The organism is Mesorhizobium sp. WSM4307 (assembly GCF_007003945.1).
GTDB lineage: Bacteria > Pseudomonadota > Alphaproteobacteria > Rhizobiales > Rhizobiaceae > Mesorhizobium.
In genome coordinates, this window is the sequence record NZ_VFTB01000019.1 from 20,685 (window position 1) to 35,037 (window position 14,353).

General features: G+C 63.7%; 13 protein-coding genes. 7 read left to right on the forward strand and 6 right to left on the reverse strand.

Annotated elements, in window-relative coordinates:
• From FJV83_RS33305 to tpiA, 5 genes are all read right to left on the reverse strand, one after another.
• Positions 1–540: a DUF1697 domain-containing protein gene (locus FJV83_RS33305; protein WP_142887022.1), complete on the reverse strand. Its 540-nt coding sequence runs from the start codon at positions 538–540 to the stop codon at positions 1–3.
• 24 nt (positions 541–564) lie between these two features.
• Entirely contained in the window at positions 565–2,202 is a 1,638-nt protein-coding gene (locus FJV83_RS33310; RefSeq protein ID WP_095774362.1) for a CTP synthase, read from the reverse strand.
• Between the two features lie 216 nt (positions 2,203–2,418).
• The gene (locus FJV83_RS33315; RefSeq protein WP_095774474.1) at positions 2,419–3,543 is read right to left on the reverse strand and encodes a L,D-transpeptidase; all 1,125 of its coding nucleotides are present in this window, start codon (positions 3,541–3,543) and stop codon (positions 2,419–2,421) included.
• Positions 3,544–3,755: 212 nt separating this feature from the next.
• Positions 3,756–4,217 carry a preprotein translocase subunit SecG gene (secG, locus tag FJV83_RS33320; protein ID WP_142876007.1) on the reverse strand — a complete coding sequence of 154 codons (462 nt, stop codon included), beginning with the start codon at positions 4,215–4,217 and terminating at the stop codon, positions 3,756–3,758.
• A 167-nt stretch (positions 4,218–4,384) separates the two neighbouring features.
• Positions 4,385–5,155, reverse strand: coding sequence for a triose-phosphate isomerase (gene tpiA / locus FJV83_RS33325; protein ID WP_142887023.1), 771 nt, complete (start codon positions 5,153–5,155; stop codon positions 4,385–4,387).
• Between the two features lie 143 nt (positions 5,156–5,298).
• On the opposite strand from tpiA, the gene FJV83_RS33330 reads away from it, so the two are divergent.
• From FJV83_RS33330 to glp, 5 genes are read left to right on the forward strand one after another with little or no spacing between them, the layout of a single operon-like run.
• The gene (locus tag FJV83_RS33330; RefSeq protein WP_142887024.1) at positions 5,299–7,191 is read left to right on the forward strand and encodes a SurA N-terminal domain-containing protein; all 1,893 of its coding nucleotides are present in this window, start codon (positions 5,299–5,301) and stop codon (positions 7,189–7,191) included.
• Entirely contained in the window at positions 7,188–8,198 is a 1,011-nt protein-coding gene (gene trpD, locus FJV83_RS33335; RefSeq protein ID WP_095774358.1) for an anthranilate phosphoribosyltransferase, read from the forward strand. The genes FJV83_RS33330 and trpD overlap by 4 nt, the downstream gene beginning before the upstream one ends.
• Before the next feature lie 3 nt (positions 8,199–8,201).
• On the forward strand, positions 8,202–9,014 hold the full coding sequence (trpC, locus tag FJV83_RS33340) for an indole-3-glycerol phosphate synthase TrpC (protein WP_142887025.1): 813 nt from the start codon (positions 8,202–8,204) through the stop codon (positions 9,012–9,014).
• A 2-nt stretch (positions 9,015–9,016) separates the two neighbouring features.
• Positions 9,017–9,499: a cyclic pyranopterin monophosphate synthase MoaC gene (gene moaC, locus FJV83_RS33345; RefSeq protein ID WP_142887026.1), complete on the forward strand. Its 483-nt coding sequence runs from the start codon at positions 9,017–9,019 to the stop codon at positions 9,497–9,499.
• Positions 9,499–10,704 carry a gephyrin-like molybdotransferase Glp gene (gene glp / locus FJV83_RS33350; RefSeq protein WP_142887027.1) on the forward strand — a complete coding sequence of 402 codons (1,206 nt, stop codon included), beginning with the start codon at positions 9,499–9,501 and terminating at the stop codon, positions 10,702–10,704. Before moaC ends, glp begins: the two co-directional genes overlap by 1 nt.
• A gap of 46 nt (positions 10,705–10,750) precedes the next feature.
• On the opposite strand, the gene FJV83_RS33355 is transcribed toward glp, so the two are convergent.
• On the reverse strand, positions 10,751–11,581 hold the full coding sequence (locus FJV83_RS33355) for an alpha/beta hydrolase (RefSeq protein ID WP_142887028.1): 831 nt from the start codon (positions 11,579–11,581) through the stop codon (positions 10,751–10,753).
• 311 nt (positions 11,582–11,892) lie between these two features.
• Here FJV83_RS33355 and FJV83_RS33360 point away from each other — a divergent pair, with 311 nt between their 5' ends.
• Positions 11,893–13,518 (forward strand): AMP-binding protein, encoded by a 1,626-nt coding sequence (locus FJV83_RS33360; RefSeq protein ID WP_142887029.1) that lies wholly within the window; start codon positions 11,893–11,895, stop codon positions 13,516–13,518.
• Positions 13,515–14,351, forward strand: a complete 837-nt coding sequence (gene kynA / locus FJV83_RS33365) for a tryptophan 2,3-dioxygenase (RefSeq protein WP_142887030.1) — start codon at positions 13,515–13,517, stop codon at positions 14,349–14,351. Before FJV83_RS33360 ends, kynA begins: the two co-directional genes overlap by 4 nt.
• Positions 14,352–14,353 lie beyond the last annotated feature (2 nt).

Here is a 14,353-nt window from a genome sequence, read left to right on the forward strand (position 1 = left end):
CTACTGCCCTACCATCTCAGCCAATTTGCGCACCGTGTTCCAGTTGCGCGACGTGCCTTTGCCAAGGCGCTTGTGATTGGCGGCCGCAAGCAGCCGCGAGCTTGGCCGTTCGCGCGAAAACACAAGCCATATGTCGCCGCCGATCAGGAGCACCTTCTCGTCCTCGGCGGCATAGGCCTGAAGCCCCGACAGGACATCTTCGGCCACAGGCTTGCGCATCACACGCACCGCGACCTGATCGCCGGCTTCCTCCGATTCGGTTGGGAACGGATTGCGCGAAGCGAGTTTTCGCCAATCTCCAGCGCCACGGACAATGATGTCGACGTGGCGGCCAAAGGCCGTTTCGAAGGCGGCCTCCAGCCGCTTCTCAAGCGCAGCAGTCGCGGTCCTCTCAGCCTCGAAGACCAGGTTGCCCGTCGCCACCAGCGTGCGAACATTCCTCAAGCCGAGGCCTTCCGCCATCGCCTTGAGGTCTGCCATGACGACCCGGCGCCCCTCGCCCAGGATGATGCTGTAGAGGAGCGCGACATAGGTCTGCATGACAGGCTCCGCCCTGGCGGGCGCCTACACCAGGCGAGACTGTTCCACAGCCGCCTCGATGAAGCTGGCGAACAGCGGATGCGGATCGAGCGGCCGGCTCTTAAGCTCGGGGTGATACTGCACGCCGATGAACCAGGGATGGTCGGGATATTCGACCGTCTCCGGCAGCACGCCGTCCGGTGACATGCCGGCAAACACCAGGCCGCAATCCTCCAGCCGCTCCTTGTAGTCGATATTGACCTCGTAGCGGTGGCGGTGGCGTTCGGAAATCTGCGTGTCGCCATAGATCTCTGCGATCTTGGAGCCCTTGGCGAGGTCGGCCTGATAGGCGCCCAGACGCATTGTGCCACCGAGATCGCCGGTTTCCCGCCGCTTCTCCAGCATGTTGCCCTTCAGCCATTCGGTCATCAGGCCGACGACGGGCTCGTTGGTCGGACCGAACTCGGTCGAGGAGGCATGCTCGACACCCGCCAGCGACCGCGCCGCCTCGATGCAAGCCATCTGCATACCGAAGCAGATGCCGAAATACGGCACCTTGCGCTCACGCGCGAATTTCGCCGCAAGGATCTTGCCTTCGGAGCCGCGTTCGCCAAAGCCGCCGGGAACCAATATGCCATGCACCTTTTCCAGCCACGGCGCTGGATCCTCCTTTTCGAAGATCTCCGATTCGATCCAGTCGAATTTGACCTTGACGTGGTTGGCCAGGCCGCCATGCGAAAGCGCTTCGATCAGCGATTTGTAGGCATCCTTGAGGCCGGTGTATTTGCCGACGATGGCGATGGTCACCTCGCCTTCGGGGCTGTGGATGCGGTCCGACACCTTCTGCCAGGGCTCCATGCGCGGCTTAGGCGCCGGGTCGATGCCAAAGGCGGCCAGGACTTCCGAATCGAGCCCTTCCTTGTGGTAGGCCATCGGCACGTCGTAGATGTGCGGCACGTCGAGCGCCTGGATGACGGCACTTTCCCGGACATTGCAGAACAGCGACAGCTTTCTGCGCTCTTCCTTGGGAATGGCGCGGTCGGCGCGGACCAGCAGGATGTCGGGCGCTATGCCGATGCCGCGCAGTTCCTTGACCGAATGCTGGGTCGGCTTGGTCTTCAGCTCACCCGCCGTCGGGATGTAGGGCATCAAGGTCAGATGCACGTAGACGGCATTGTTGCGCGGCAGGTCGTTGCCGAGTTGCCGGATCGCCTCGAGGAACGGCATCGCCTCGATGTCGCCGACCGTGCCGCCGATCTCGCACAGCACGAAATCATAGTCGTCATTGCCGTTGAGGACGAAATTCTTGATCTCGTCGGTGACGTGCGGAATGACCTGCACAGTGGCACCGAGATAGTCGCCGCGCCGCTCGCGCTCGATGATGTTCTTGTAGATGCGGCCGGTGGTGATGTTGTCCTGCTGATTGGCCGAGCGGCCGGTGAAGCGCTCGTAGTGGCCAAGGTCAAGATCGGTCTCCGCACCGTCATCGGTGACGAACACCTCGCCATGCTGGTACGGCGACATCGTGCCGGGATCGACATTGAGGTAGGGGTCAAGTTTTTTGATGCGTGCGCGATAGCCTCGCGCCTGCAGGAGAGCCCCAAGGGCCGCTGCGGCTATGCCTTTTCCAAGTGAGGAAACCACGCCGCCTGTGATGAATACATATCGCGCCATGGGAGTCATCGCTTAACGCGGCTGGATTGATTCCGCCAGAGAAAAAACCACCGCGAAGGTTTTTTCCCAAGAAGGCGTCGGACCATGATCCCGAAGAGTGGAACCCGGTTTCTCGGACAAACGGTTTCCGTTTGTCCAGGGATCACGACCGGACAGGCTTGGTCGTGAACGAGGCAAAACAAAAGGGCCGGCTGAGCCGGCCCTTTCGGCAGGATGATGGAACCGTCAGATGATGACGACTTTGGTGCCGACCCGGACGCGGCTGTAGAGATCCATGACGTGCTCGTTGATCATGCGGAAGCAGCCATTGGAAGCGCTGGTTCCGATCGACTGCGGCGCGATGGTGCCGTGGATGCGCAGATGCGTGTCCTTCTTACCGTCATAGAGGTAGATGGCGCGGGCGCCGAGCGGGTTCTGGCCGCCGCCGGGCATGCCGTCCTTGTACTGCCCGTAATGCTTGGGTTCGCGCTTCTGCATGTCGAGCGTCGGGATCCAGCGCGGCCATTCCTGCTTGTCGCCGACCGCGACCGTGCCCTTGAACTGCAGGCCTTCACGGCCGACCGCGATCGCGTAGCGACGCGCGGTCGAAAACGATTCGACGAGATAGAGCCGGCGCGCGCTGGTGTCGATGACGATGGTGCCCGGCTCATAGCCGGTGAATTCCACATCCTGCGGCACGAATTCCGGCTTCACCTTGAACGGCTTCTTGGCGTCCTTCTGGGCGAGAGCCTGGTCGAGAGCCCGCGTCTCGGGCAGATAGCTGATCGACGAGCCGGACGAGGTGCCGCCGAACAGGCCGGCGAACAGGCCGCGGCTCGGCTGCTTTTGGCCGATGACCTCGCTTCGAAGCTCACCATTGTTGCCGCTCAGAGCGACATTCATCGCCTCTGCCGGAAGCGGCTCGGCTGACTGGATTGGTGTGATCGGTTCGATCGGCTCGATGACCTTTGTGGTCTTCTTGGCCGGCTTGGCGTCAGTCACTTCGGCGGTTGCAGAAGCGCTCTTCCCCCTCTTAGCAAGGAAGGCCTGCCGTTCGGCGTCGGCCTTGGCCTTGGCAGCCTCGCGCATCGCCAGCTTCCTGGCTTCGAGCGCCTTGGCCTTGGCGTCTTCCTTGTCGGCGGCGATCTTGGCCTCGATTTTCTTGATCTGGGCGAGATCGTCCGGTGTCGGGCTTTTCTTCTTCTTGAGAGCCTTCAACTGCGCCGCATCGCTCTTGACTGCGACGTTGATTGCGTCGGTTTTGTCGACCGACTGATTGGCGGCCAAATTGGCCGGTACGCCGGCGAAAGCCGGGGAACTCAAGCCGAGTACGGCGCAAAGTCCCAGGAAAATGAAGCTGCGAAGCTGCATGGCGAAGATCCGATCGTTCAATGCTTGTTGCCCACGGCGTCGCCCGGCGTCCCCCAAGGACACCGAAAATGCCGCGCGCAATCTATAGTCGAATAAGCGCGGATGCCTCAAGCACGAGACCACGCTGCTGCCCGTTGAATCTTCGTGATCGCGCAGCATTTGCCGCGACTGTGTTCAAACGATCACAGGTCGCGGTTTGGACCAGATGGAGGTTACTGGTTCGGGACCTGCGGTGCCGCGGGCGCCGTGTTGTTGGTGCCGTTGTTTGCCGGCGGCGTCGCACCAGAGGCGGGCGCGGTGGCCGGAGCTGCCGGCGCAGGCGTCGTCGCCGCGCCATTGCCCGGCGGCGGCGTCGGGGTCGTGCTGCCGGCCGGTGCCGGGGTCGTCGTGCCAGGCAACTGGTTGAGCACGCCCTTGCCGGCGGGGACGCGATCGAGAATGTCGGTCGGCTTTTCGCCGTAGCGGGCAATGATCGACAAGGTCAGCGACGTGACGAAGAAAGCCGCCGCCAGGATCGCCGTTGCCCGGGTCAACGCGTTGGCGGCGCCGCGCGCCGTCATGAAGCCCGATCCGCCACCAATGCCAAGGCCGCCGCCTTCGGAGCGTTGCAGCAGCACCACGCCGACCAGGGCGAGCACGACCATGAGATGGATGACGATCAGTACGGTTTGCATAGTTTATCCTGGCAAGGCCTTGCCCGGCCGCGGACACGACCGGTGAATTGGAGGCGGCTCAATACAATGCTTTCACGGCATTTCCAAGCCCGTGGCCGGAATATGGGAAGCAACGCGCCCTTTGCAACGAATTTGGACGGGATCAGCCCCGTCCTTCGTCGTGAATCTTAGCCTGAAATGCTGCGATAGGCCTCGGCGATACCGAGGAAATCGGCTGCTTTCAGGCTGGCGCCGCCGACCAGGGCGCCATCGACATTCCTGACGCCCAGCAGTTCAACCGCGTTGGACGGCTTGACCGAGCCGCCGTAGAGTATGCGCATCTTGGCGGCAGCGGCACCAAGTTTCTCCGAGAGCTTTTCGCGGATATGCGCATGCGCTTCGGTCACATCGGCCGCGGTCGGCGTCAGGCCGGTGCCGATCGCCCATACCGGCTCATAGGCAATGACGGTGTTGGATGGCGTGGCACTCGGCGGCACCGAGCCGGCGACCTGGCGCGACAGCACGTCGAGCGTGGCGCCCGCTTCACGCTGTTGCTGCGTCTCGCCGATGCAAATGATGGCCACGAGCCCGGCGCGCCATGCGGCGGCGGCCTTGGCCTGGACCGTCGCATCGTCCTCGGCGCGTTGTTCGCGGCATTCGGAATGGCCGACAATGACATGGCTCGCGCCGGCATCCTTCAGCATCTCCGCCGAGATGCAGCCGGTGTAGGCGCCGCTTTCCTTGGCGTGGCAATCCTCGCCGCCGGCATGGACCGGCGTGCGCGACAGAATCTCCGCTGCATGAGAGAGCAGCGTCGCGGGAACGCAGACCAGGGCCTCGGTCTCCGCGTCGAGCCCGCTCATGAACCCGTTGCCGATAATCCTGAGTTCGTTCAGCGAAGCGCTGGTGCCGTTCATTTTCCAGTTGCCGGCGACAAGCGGGCGAATTCCTGGCGTCATGGTCTGCTTCTCCGGGCAATATCAGGCTCTGGCCCTCACTACCAAAATCAGGCCACAAAGCAATCGACAGTGGGCCGGAAGGGCGCTATTGCGCTTGTTTCAGACTCGGCGCATGCGAAAATGCGCATAAATCGGAAGTAACGATGCTTGGTATATTGAGAAGCGCGGCGGGTACATGGGTCGCGAAGACATTGCTTTCGCTGCTGGTGGTCAGTTTCGCCGCCTGGGGCATCTCCGGGCGGCTGATGGGCGGCTTTGCCGGCCACGATTCGGTGATAACAGCGGGTGGCACCAAGGTATCGATCAACGAATACCGCCTCGCCTATGATCGCCAGCTCGCCGTCATGTCGCAGCAGTTCGGTCAGCGCCTCACCCACGAACAGGCAAAGGCGCTCGGCATCGATAACCAGGTCCTGGCTCAGCTTGTCTCCGGCGCCGTTCTCGACGAACAGGCCCGCAAGCTTGGCCTCGGCCTGTCCAAGGACCGGTTGGCCGAACTGACGCGCGAGGACCCGGCGTTCAAGGGCCCAAGCGGCGAGTTCGACAGGAGAACATTCGAGTACATGCTGCGCCAGGTCGGCATGCGGCCCGAGGATTACCTGAAGAACCGCGCCCAAGTGGCGGTGCGCCAGCAGATCGTCGAGGCGGTCTCGGACGGCCTCAAGGCGCCGGACGCTTTCTTCAAGGCGGTCGCGCTCTATCGCGGCGAGGACCGCACCGTTGACTATCTGGTGTTGCCGAAGAAGCTCGTCGAGCCGATCGAGGCACCGAGCGACAGCGTGCTTAAGGCCTATTTCGAGGCCAACAAGAAGAGCTACGCCGCACCCGAGTACCGCAAATTCTCCTATGTCCGCCTCGAGCCGGTGGACATCATGGATCCGAATGCCGTCACCGATCAACAGGTCAATGACGATTACAACAAGAACAAGGCGCGCTACACGACGCCCGAAATGCGCACGATCGAGCAGCTTGTGTTCAAGACACCGGATGCGGCCAAGGCCGCGCTCGATTCGCTCAAGGCCGGCGCCACTTTCGAAAAGCTGGTGACAGCCGAAGGCAAGACCCCGGCCGACACGCTGCTTGGCACGCTGGCCAAGGACAAGATCGCCGACAAGGCGGTTGCCGATGCCGCCTTTGCGCTCAACGCCAATGAAGTCAGCCAGGTCGTTCAGGGGGCCTTCGGTCCGGTGCTGCTGCGCGTTACCGAGATCAAGCCCGAGGTGGTGAAGCCGCTCGCCGAAGTGTCCGACCAGATCCGCAAGGACCTGGCGCTGGGCGAGGCAAGCCGTATCCTTTTGGATGTGCACGACAATTACGAAGACACCCGCGCCTCCGGCAGTTCGCTGGCCGAGGCGGCCGCCAAGCTGAAGCTGAAGGACGTCACCATCGACGCCATCGATCGCAGCGGCCTCAGGCCGGACGGCTCCATCGTCAAGGACCTGCCGGAATCGCCGGCGCTGATCAAGGCGGTCTTTGACGCCGAACCCAAAACCGAAAACGAAGCGCTGACCACGGCCGACAACGGCTTTATCTTCTATGAGGTCGCTTCGATCACGCCGGCTCGCGACCGCACACTTGACGAGGTCCGCCAGAAAGTCATTGCCGACTGGACGGCGGCTGAGACCACCAAGCGGCTTGCCGCCAAGGCGAGCGAGCTCGACAAGCGGCTCAAGGCGGGCGCCACGCTCGACGTCATCGCCGGCGATCTCAAGCTGGAGAAGCAGACCAAGCGCGGCCTGAAGCGCGAAGCCGACGATGCCGATTTCGGCAAGGAAGGCGCTGCCGTGATGTTCGGCGTCGGCGAAGGCGGCACCGGCTTGATCCCCTCGCCCACCGGCGACGGGCAGATCCTGTTCAAGGTCGCCGAAGTGTTCGAGCCCGCCGGAGCCGATGCCAGCTCGGTGCCGGAGGATGCGCAAAAATCCTTCACTTCCGGCATGTCGGACGATCTGCTCGACCAATTGGTGGCGCAGTTGCAGACGCAGTATGACGTCCGCATCGACCAGGCCGCCGTTGCCCAAGCCTCGACAAGATGAGCGCGCTGAAAACCCATATCGCCAAGGTGGCGGCCGGCACCGCGCTTTCCTTCGAGGAAGCGCGCGAGGCCTTCGACATCATCATGTCGGGCGACGCGACCCCCGGGCAGATCGGCGGCTTCCTGATGGCGCTGCGCGTACGCGGTGAGACGGTCAGCGAGATTTCGGGCGCTGTCGCCACGATGCGGGCCAAGATGCTGCGCGTCGAGGCGCCCGCGGGCGCCATTGATATCGTCGGCACGGGCGGCGACAATTCCCATAGCGTCAATATTTCGACGGGCTCGGCCTTCGTCATCGCCGCCGCCGGCGTGCCGGTCGCCAAGCACGGCAATCGCGGCCTGTCCTCGCTGACCGGCGCTGCCGATGTCCTGATCGCGCTTGGGGTCAAGATAGACATTCCGCCGGAGACGATCGGCCGTTGCATCCATGAAGCCGGCGTCGGCTTCATGTTCGCGCCGGCGCACCATCCGGCCATGAAACATGTCGGCCCGACCCGCGTTGAGCTCGGAACCCGCACCATCTTCAATCTGCTCGGGCCTCTCTCCAATCCGGCTGGCGTCGTCAGGCAGATGGTCGGTGTGTTTCTGCCGGAATGGATCATGCCGGTGGCCGAGACATTGAAGGCGCTGGGCACCGAGCATGCCTGGGTCGTTCATGGCGACGGCTATGACGAAATCACCACCACCGGCGAGACGCAGGTGGCGGAACTGATCGGCGGTGAGATCCGCAGCTTCACACTGACCCCGGAAGAGGTTGGATTGAAGCGCCACACCAAGGACGAGCTGCGCGGCGGTGACGCCGCCTACAATGCCAAGGCCTTGCGCGACATGCTGGGTGGTGCTGCCGGCGCCTATCGCGACACCGTGCTGATGAATGCCGGCGCCGGGCTGGTGATCGCGGGCAAGGCGACGACGCTCGGCGATGGCATCGCGCTCGCAGCGCAAGCCATAGACAGCGGCCGGGCGCTGCAGGTGCTCGACCGGCTGGTCGAAATTTCGAACGGGTGAACCGTGTCTGACATTTTGCGCAAGATCGAGGCCTACAAGCGCGACGAGATCGCCGCCGCCAAGGCACGCGTGCCGCTGGCCGAGATCAAGGCGCGGGCGAAGGACGCCGACGCACCACGCGGCTTTCTTGCAGCCCTCGTGGCGAAGCGCAGATCGGGTCGCTTCGCCCTCATCGCGGAAATCAAGAAGGCAAGTCCTTCCAAGGGGCTGATCCGTGCCGATTTCGATCCGCCGGCACTGGCGCAGGCCTATGAGAAGGGCGGCGCCGCCTGTCTTTCGGTGTTGACCGATGCACCGTCCTTCCAGGGCGCGCCGGAATTCCTCACCAGGGCCCGCGCAGCCGTCGCCTTGCCCGCGCTGCGCAAGGATTTCCTGTTCGACCCCTACCAGGTCTACGAGGCGCGCGCCTGGGGCGCGGATGCCATCCTGATCATCATGGCCAGCGTCGACGATGCCTTGGCGAGCGAATTGGAAGCGACCGCATTCGAACTCGGCATGGATGCGCTGATCGAGGTGCATGATGAGGCCGAGACGATGCGCGCGCTAAAACTGTCGTCGCGGCTGATCGGCATCAACAACCGCAATCTGAGAACGTTCGAGACCAGCCTCGAAACCTCCGAGCGGCTGGCAACGATGGTGCCGGCCGACCGCTTGCTGGTCAGTGAGAGCGGCATCTTCACACATGACGATTGCCTCAGGCTGCAGAAGAAGGATATCGGCACCTTCCTTGTCGGCGAGAGCCTGATGCGGCAACACGATGTCACCGCGGCGACCCGCATTCTGCTGACCGGCAAGGCGTTGGCCGAGGCCGTCTGACGATGAAGGCCGCCCTCACCCATCTCGGCGCGCAGGGCGAGGCCAATATGGTCGATGTCGGCGACAAGCAAGAGACGACCCGCACCGCGATCGCCGAAGGGTTCGTCTCTATGCAGCCCGAGACGCTGAAGACCATCCTCGCCGGAAACGCCAAGAAGGGCGATGTGCTCGGCACTGCCCGCATCGCCGGCATCATGGCGGCGAAGAAGACGCATGAGCTGATCCCGCTCTGCCATCCCCTGCTCTTGACCAAGGTTTCCGTCGACATCGAGCCCGACCATGCGCTGCCGGGCCTGAAAGTCACCGCGCTGGCGCGCGTCACCGGCAAGACGGGCGTCGAGATGGAAGCGCTGACCGCTGCCTCCGTTGCCTGCCTGACCATTTACGACATGGCAAAGGCGGTCGACCGCGCCATGGTCATTTCCGGTGTCCGCCTGGTGGAAAAGACCGGCGGCAAGTCCGGCGACTACAAGGCTGGCGCCTGATGGCGCTGGTTCCGGTGGCCGAGGCGCTTGAGCGCCTGCTGGATGGCGCAGCCCCCCTGGCCGGCGAAAGCGTGCCTCTGTTCGAGGCAGTCGATCGGGTGCTGGCGGAACCGCTCGTCGCACTTCGCACACAACCGCCCTTCAACGCTTCGGCCATGGATGGTTACGCGGTCCGCGCTGCCGATGTGGCGTCCGTGCCGTCGAAACTCTCGGTGATCGGCATGGCGCCGGCCGGACGTGGCTTTGACGGCCCCGTCGGCGAGCGCCAGGCGGTGCGCATCTTCACCGGCGCGCCGCTGCCCGAGGGCGCCGACACCATCGTCATCCAGGAAAACGTCCGCGACCTCGGCGGCGGGCGCATCGAAGTGATCGAACCAACGGCGGAGTGGCGCAACATCCGCCGCATCGGCCTCGATTTTTCGAAAGGCGATGTCCTGCTTGAAAGAGGTCGGCTACTCGATGCGGCGGCGCTCTCGCTGACGGCATCGGCCAACCATCCCAGAGTGAACGTGGTCAAACGGCCGCTGGTCGCCATCATCGCTACGGGCGACGAGCTGCTGCCGCCCGGCAGCGAACTCGGACCGGACCAGATCATCTCGTCCAACGCCTATGGCGTCGTCGCTGCCGCGCAATCGGTCGGCGCCCGCGCGCTCGATCTTGGCATTGCCGCCGACCGTAAGGAAGCCATCGCAGCGCTGGTCAAAAAGGCGGTCGCGGCCGGTGCGGATGTCATCGTCACGCTTGGAGGCGCCTCGGTCGGCGACCATGACCTGATCCATGACGTGCTGACCGGCGAAGGCATGACGCTCGGCTTCTGGAAGATCGCGATGCGCCCCGGCAAGCCGCTGATGTTCGGACGCCTCGGCGCTATCAGATGTATCGGCCTGCCCGGCAACCCGGTGGCCAGCCTGGTCTGCTCGCAATTGTTCCTGAAGCCACTTCTGGCGAGGCTCGGCGGCCGCAATCATCGCCAGGACATCCGTCCGGCGCGGCTGGGCGCCGCAATGCTGGCCAATGATCTGCGCCAGGACTATGTGCGCGCGGTGGTCAGGGAAGACGAAGGCGAACTGGTGGCGACGCCGTTCAGCATCCAGGACTCGTCCATGCTGAGGATGCTGGCCGACGCCAATGGGCTGATCGTACGGGCGCCATTTGCCCCCGCATCCGCCGCCGGGGATTCGTGCAGTGTTCTAATGCTGCGCTGAAGAATTATCCCATAACTGACTGATAACAGGAAAAAAACGATCTCACCTATTCCGAGATCAAGGTTCGCGTCAGCGCATGCGCCGGATCGGCAAGGCCATCGACAATGTCGTAATGATGCCGGTCGGGCTCGACCACGCAGCTGGTGGCGGCGCCAAGGCCGGTCCAGATATTGGCCAGCAGCGCATTCTGCCGCCGGAACTCCGAGCGCTCGCCGCCGCCGGCCCAGCAGGTGATGCGAGCACCATCGAGGGGCCGCAGCAGCGCGGGGCTCTCGGCCTGGGCTTCGGCCTCGTCGATTGCCAAAGCGGTGTTCATAGCGGTGCGCATGAGCGGCCGCAGGTCGTGCAGGCCCGAGATCGAAACGACATGACGTATTCGCTTTGCCACATCCGCCGCTAGCGGCGTTAATGTGGTCACCATGCGGCTGGCGAGATGTCCGCCGGCCGAATGTCCGGTCAAAATCAGCGGTCCGTCGACCAGCGCCGCCACTTTCTCGATCGCTGCGCCGATTTCGCGGACGATGCCGGCGATACGTATGTCCGGGCACTGCGTGTAGGACGGCATCGCCACGGCAAAGCCACTGCCGACAGCGCCCTTGGCCAGATGCGACCAGTCGCTCTTGTCGGACTCCAGCCAGTAACCGCCATGGACGAACACGACGAGCCCCTTGGGCGCGGCCTCGGGAAGGAAAAGATCGAAGCGATTGCGCGGTCGCTGGCCATAGGCGATGTCCAGCCGTGCCCGTCCCGCCGCCGAAAGCGCGTCGCGAAACGCTTGCGCCGGCTCCGCCCAGGCGGCCGGCCAGCGGTCGCTGCCGGCGATATTCGCGCCATTGGCGTAGGCGTTGTTCCAATCGGCAATGCGATGTTCGAGCATCCGTACCCTCCCCCAAAAGCGCATCCGTTTGGCGCTAGCAATGGCCGCCACCGTGCCATGCGTCAATGCTCCAGGGCAAAAACATTTTAGGCTTGAAACAAATTTCGACTGGTGCGATCCTGCCCGAAGAACAGCCGACAATGGGAGGTCTGCTGTGCTGTCCAAACCTGCGGATCCCACCCTTCCGGTGGCGTCGACAAACAGGTGTAGTTGGCTGCACGAAGCCTCTCGCGAACGATGGGAACTTCATATCCACCACCTCGGCCAGATGCCTCGCGCGCTGGCCAGGCAGCAAATGGGATGGCGGCGACATGCTTGGGCCTTCAGCGCATATCGACACGTTCACGCGCGATCATCTGCCGCCGCCGGATCAATGGCCGGATTTCCTGCTCGACGGCTTCGATTACCCTGAGCATCTCAACGCCGGCGTCGAATTGACCGACAGGTTGGTCGAGAAGGGCCTCGGCGACCACACCGCCTTGATCGGCAATGGCCGCCGCCGCACCTACAAGGAACTGTCGGACTGGACCAACAGGCTGGCGCACGCGCTGGTCGAGAATTACGGCGTGAAGCCGGGCAACCGGGTCCTGATCCGCTCCGCCAACAATCCCGCAATGGTCGCCTGCTGGCTGGCCGCCACCAAGGTCGGCGCCGTCATCGTCAACACCATGCCGATGCTGCGCGCCGGCGAACTCACCAAGATCGTCGACAAGGCGGAGATCACGACCGCGCTCTGCGACACCAGGCTGATGGACGAGATGACCGCCTGCGCCAAGGACAGCGCCTTCCTGAAGCAGGTGATCGGCTTCGACGGCACCGCCAACCATGATGCCGAACTCGACCGCGCCGCCCTCGACAAGCCGGTCACCTTCACCGCCGTCAACACCGGCCGCGACGATGTCGCGCTGCTCGGCTTCACCTCGGGCACGACGGGCGTGCCGAAGGCGACGATGCATTTCCACCGCGATCTCCTGATCATCGCCGATGCCTATGCCCGCGAGATTCTCCAGGTGACGCCGGACGACATCTTCGTCGGCTCGCCGCCGCTCGCCTTCACCTTCGGCCTTGGTGGCCTCGCGATTTTCCCCTTGCGCTTCGGTGCCGCGGCGACGTTGCTGGAACAGGCGACGCCACCCAACATGGTCCACATCATCGAGACCTACAAAGCGACCATTTCCTTCACGGCGCCGACCGCGTACCGCGCCATGCTGAAAGCCATGGATGAAGGCGCCGATTTGTCGTCGCTGCGCGTCGCCGTATCGGCCGGCGAGACCTTGCCGGCTCCGGTCTTCGAAGAATGGACCGAGAAGACCGGCAAGCCGATCCTCGACGGCATCGGCGCCACCGAAATGCTGCACATCTTCATCTCCAACCGTTTTGGCGACATGAAGCCTGCATCGACCGGCAAGCCGGTGGGCGGCTATGAGGCGCGCATCGTCGACGACACGATGCGCGAGGTGCCGCGCGGCGAGACCGGGCGGCTGGCGGTGCGCGGCCCGACCGGCTGCCGCTACATGGCCGACGACAGGCAGAAGGATTATGTGCGCGACGGCTGGAACCTCACCGGCGACACTTTTACCCAGGACGAGGACGGTTTCTTCCATTTCGCCGCGCGTTCCGACGACATGATCGTCAGCGCCGGCTACAACATTGCCGGGCCCGAGGTCGAGGCGGCACTTCTGTCGCATCCCGATGTCGCCGAATGCGCCGTGATAGGCGCCGAGGATGGCGAACGCGGCCAGATCGTCGAGGCGCATGTCGTGCTGGTGCAAGGCGTGGCGGCGGACGCGCTAACCGTCAAGCGCCTGCAGGACCACGTCAAGGCAACGATCGCGCCCTACAAATACCCGCGCTCGGTCAAATTCATCGCCGCCCTGCCCAAGACCCAGACCGGCAAGATCCAGCGCTTCCGGCTGCGCACGGAGAAAATCAATTGAGCGAGCCCTACGATCCGGCGTCCGAAGGCGCACAGATGTCGTTCAAGGAGCGCATGTCCTACAGCGACTATCTGCATCTGGAAAAAGTGCTGGACGCACAGACGCCGCTGTCGTCGGCGCATGACGAGATGCTGTTCATCATCCAGCACCAGACCTCGGAACTCTGGATGAAGCTCGCTCTGCATGAGATCGGCGCCGCCATCCGCTCCATTCGCGCCGACCGGCTCGAGCCGAGCTTCAAGATGCTGTCGCGCGTCGCCCGGATTTTCGAGCAGTTGAACAATGCCTGGGACGTGCTGCGCACGATGACGCCCAGCGAATACACCGAATTCCGCGATGCGCTCGGCCAGTCCTCGGGCTTCCAGTCCTGGCAGTACCGCGCCATCGAATTCATGGCGGGCAACCGCAACCTCGCAATGCTCGGACCCCACAAGCACCGGCCGGACCTCGCCGGCAAGCTGGAGGCAATCCTGGCCGAGCCGTCGCTCTATGATGAAGCATTGCTGCTTCTGGCGCGCAATGGGTTCGACATCGGCGCCGACGCCAGACGCACGGACTGGCGCGAGACGCGCAGCGAAAACGAAGAAGTCCTGGTCGCCTGGCAGACCGTTTACCGCGATCCGCAGCGCTACTGGATGTTCTATGAGCTGGCCGAGAAACTGGTCGACTTCGAGGACTATTTCCGCCGCTGGCGCTTCAACCATGTCACCACGGTCGAGCGCATCATCGGCCTGAAGCGCGGCACCGGCGGCACCTCAGGCGCTTCCTACCTGAAGAAGATGCTCGAGGTTGTGCTGTTTCCCGAACTGTGGACGGTTCGCACCCGACTTTGACT

Excerpts from the sequence above, each read along its gene's own strand:
- FJV83_RS33360 (WP_142887029.1), top strand. The coding sequence starts at position 11,893 with ATGCTTGGGCCTTCAGCGCATATCGACACGTTCACGCGCGATCATCTG.
- tpiA (WP_142887023.1), bottom strand. The coding sequence starts at position 5,155 with ATGACGCCAGGAATTCGCCCGCTTGTCGCCGGCAACTGGAAAATGAAC.
- moaC (WP_142887026.1), top strand. The coding sequence starts at position 9,017 with ATGAAGGCCGCCCTCACCCATCTCGGCGCGCAGGGCGAGGCCAATATG.
- FJV83_RS33355 (WP_142887028.1), bottom strand. The coding sequence starts at position 11,581 with ATGCTCGAACATCGCATTGCCGATTGGAACAACGCCTACGCCAATGGC.
- FJV83_RS33330 (WP_142887024.1), top strand. The coding sequence starts at position 5,299 with ATGCTTGGTATATTGAGAAGCGCGGCGGGTACATGGGTCGCGAAGACA.
- secG (WP_142876007.1), bottom strand. The coding sequence starts at position 4,217 with ATGCAAACCGTACTGATCGTCATCCATCTCATGGTCGTGCTCGCCCTG.
- FJV83_RS33305 (WP_142887022.1), bottom strand. The coding sequence starts at position 540 with ATGCAGACCTATGTCGCGCTCCTCTACAGCATCATCCTGGGCGAGGGG.
- glp (WP_142887027.1), top strand. The coding sequence starts at position 9,499 with ATGGCGCTGGTTCCGGTGGCCGAGGCGCTTGAGCGCCTGCTGGATGGC.
- FJV83_RS33315 (WP_095774474.1), bottom strand. The coding sequence starts at position 3,543 with ATGCAGCTTCGCAGCTTCATTTTCCTGGGACTTTGCGCCGTACTCGGC.
- FJV83_RS33310 (WP_095774362.1), bottom strand. The coding sequence starts at position 2,202 with ATGACTCCCATGGCGCGATATGTATTCATCACAGGCGGCGTGGTTTCC.
- trpD (WP_095774358.1), top strand. The coding sequence starts at position 7,188 with ATGAGCGCGCTGAAAACCCATATCGCCAAGGTGGCGGCCGGCACCGCG.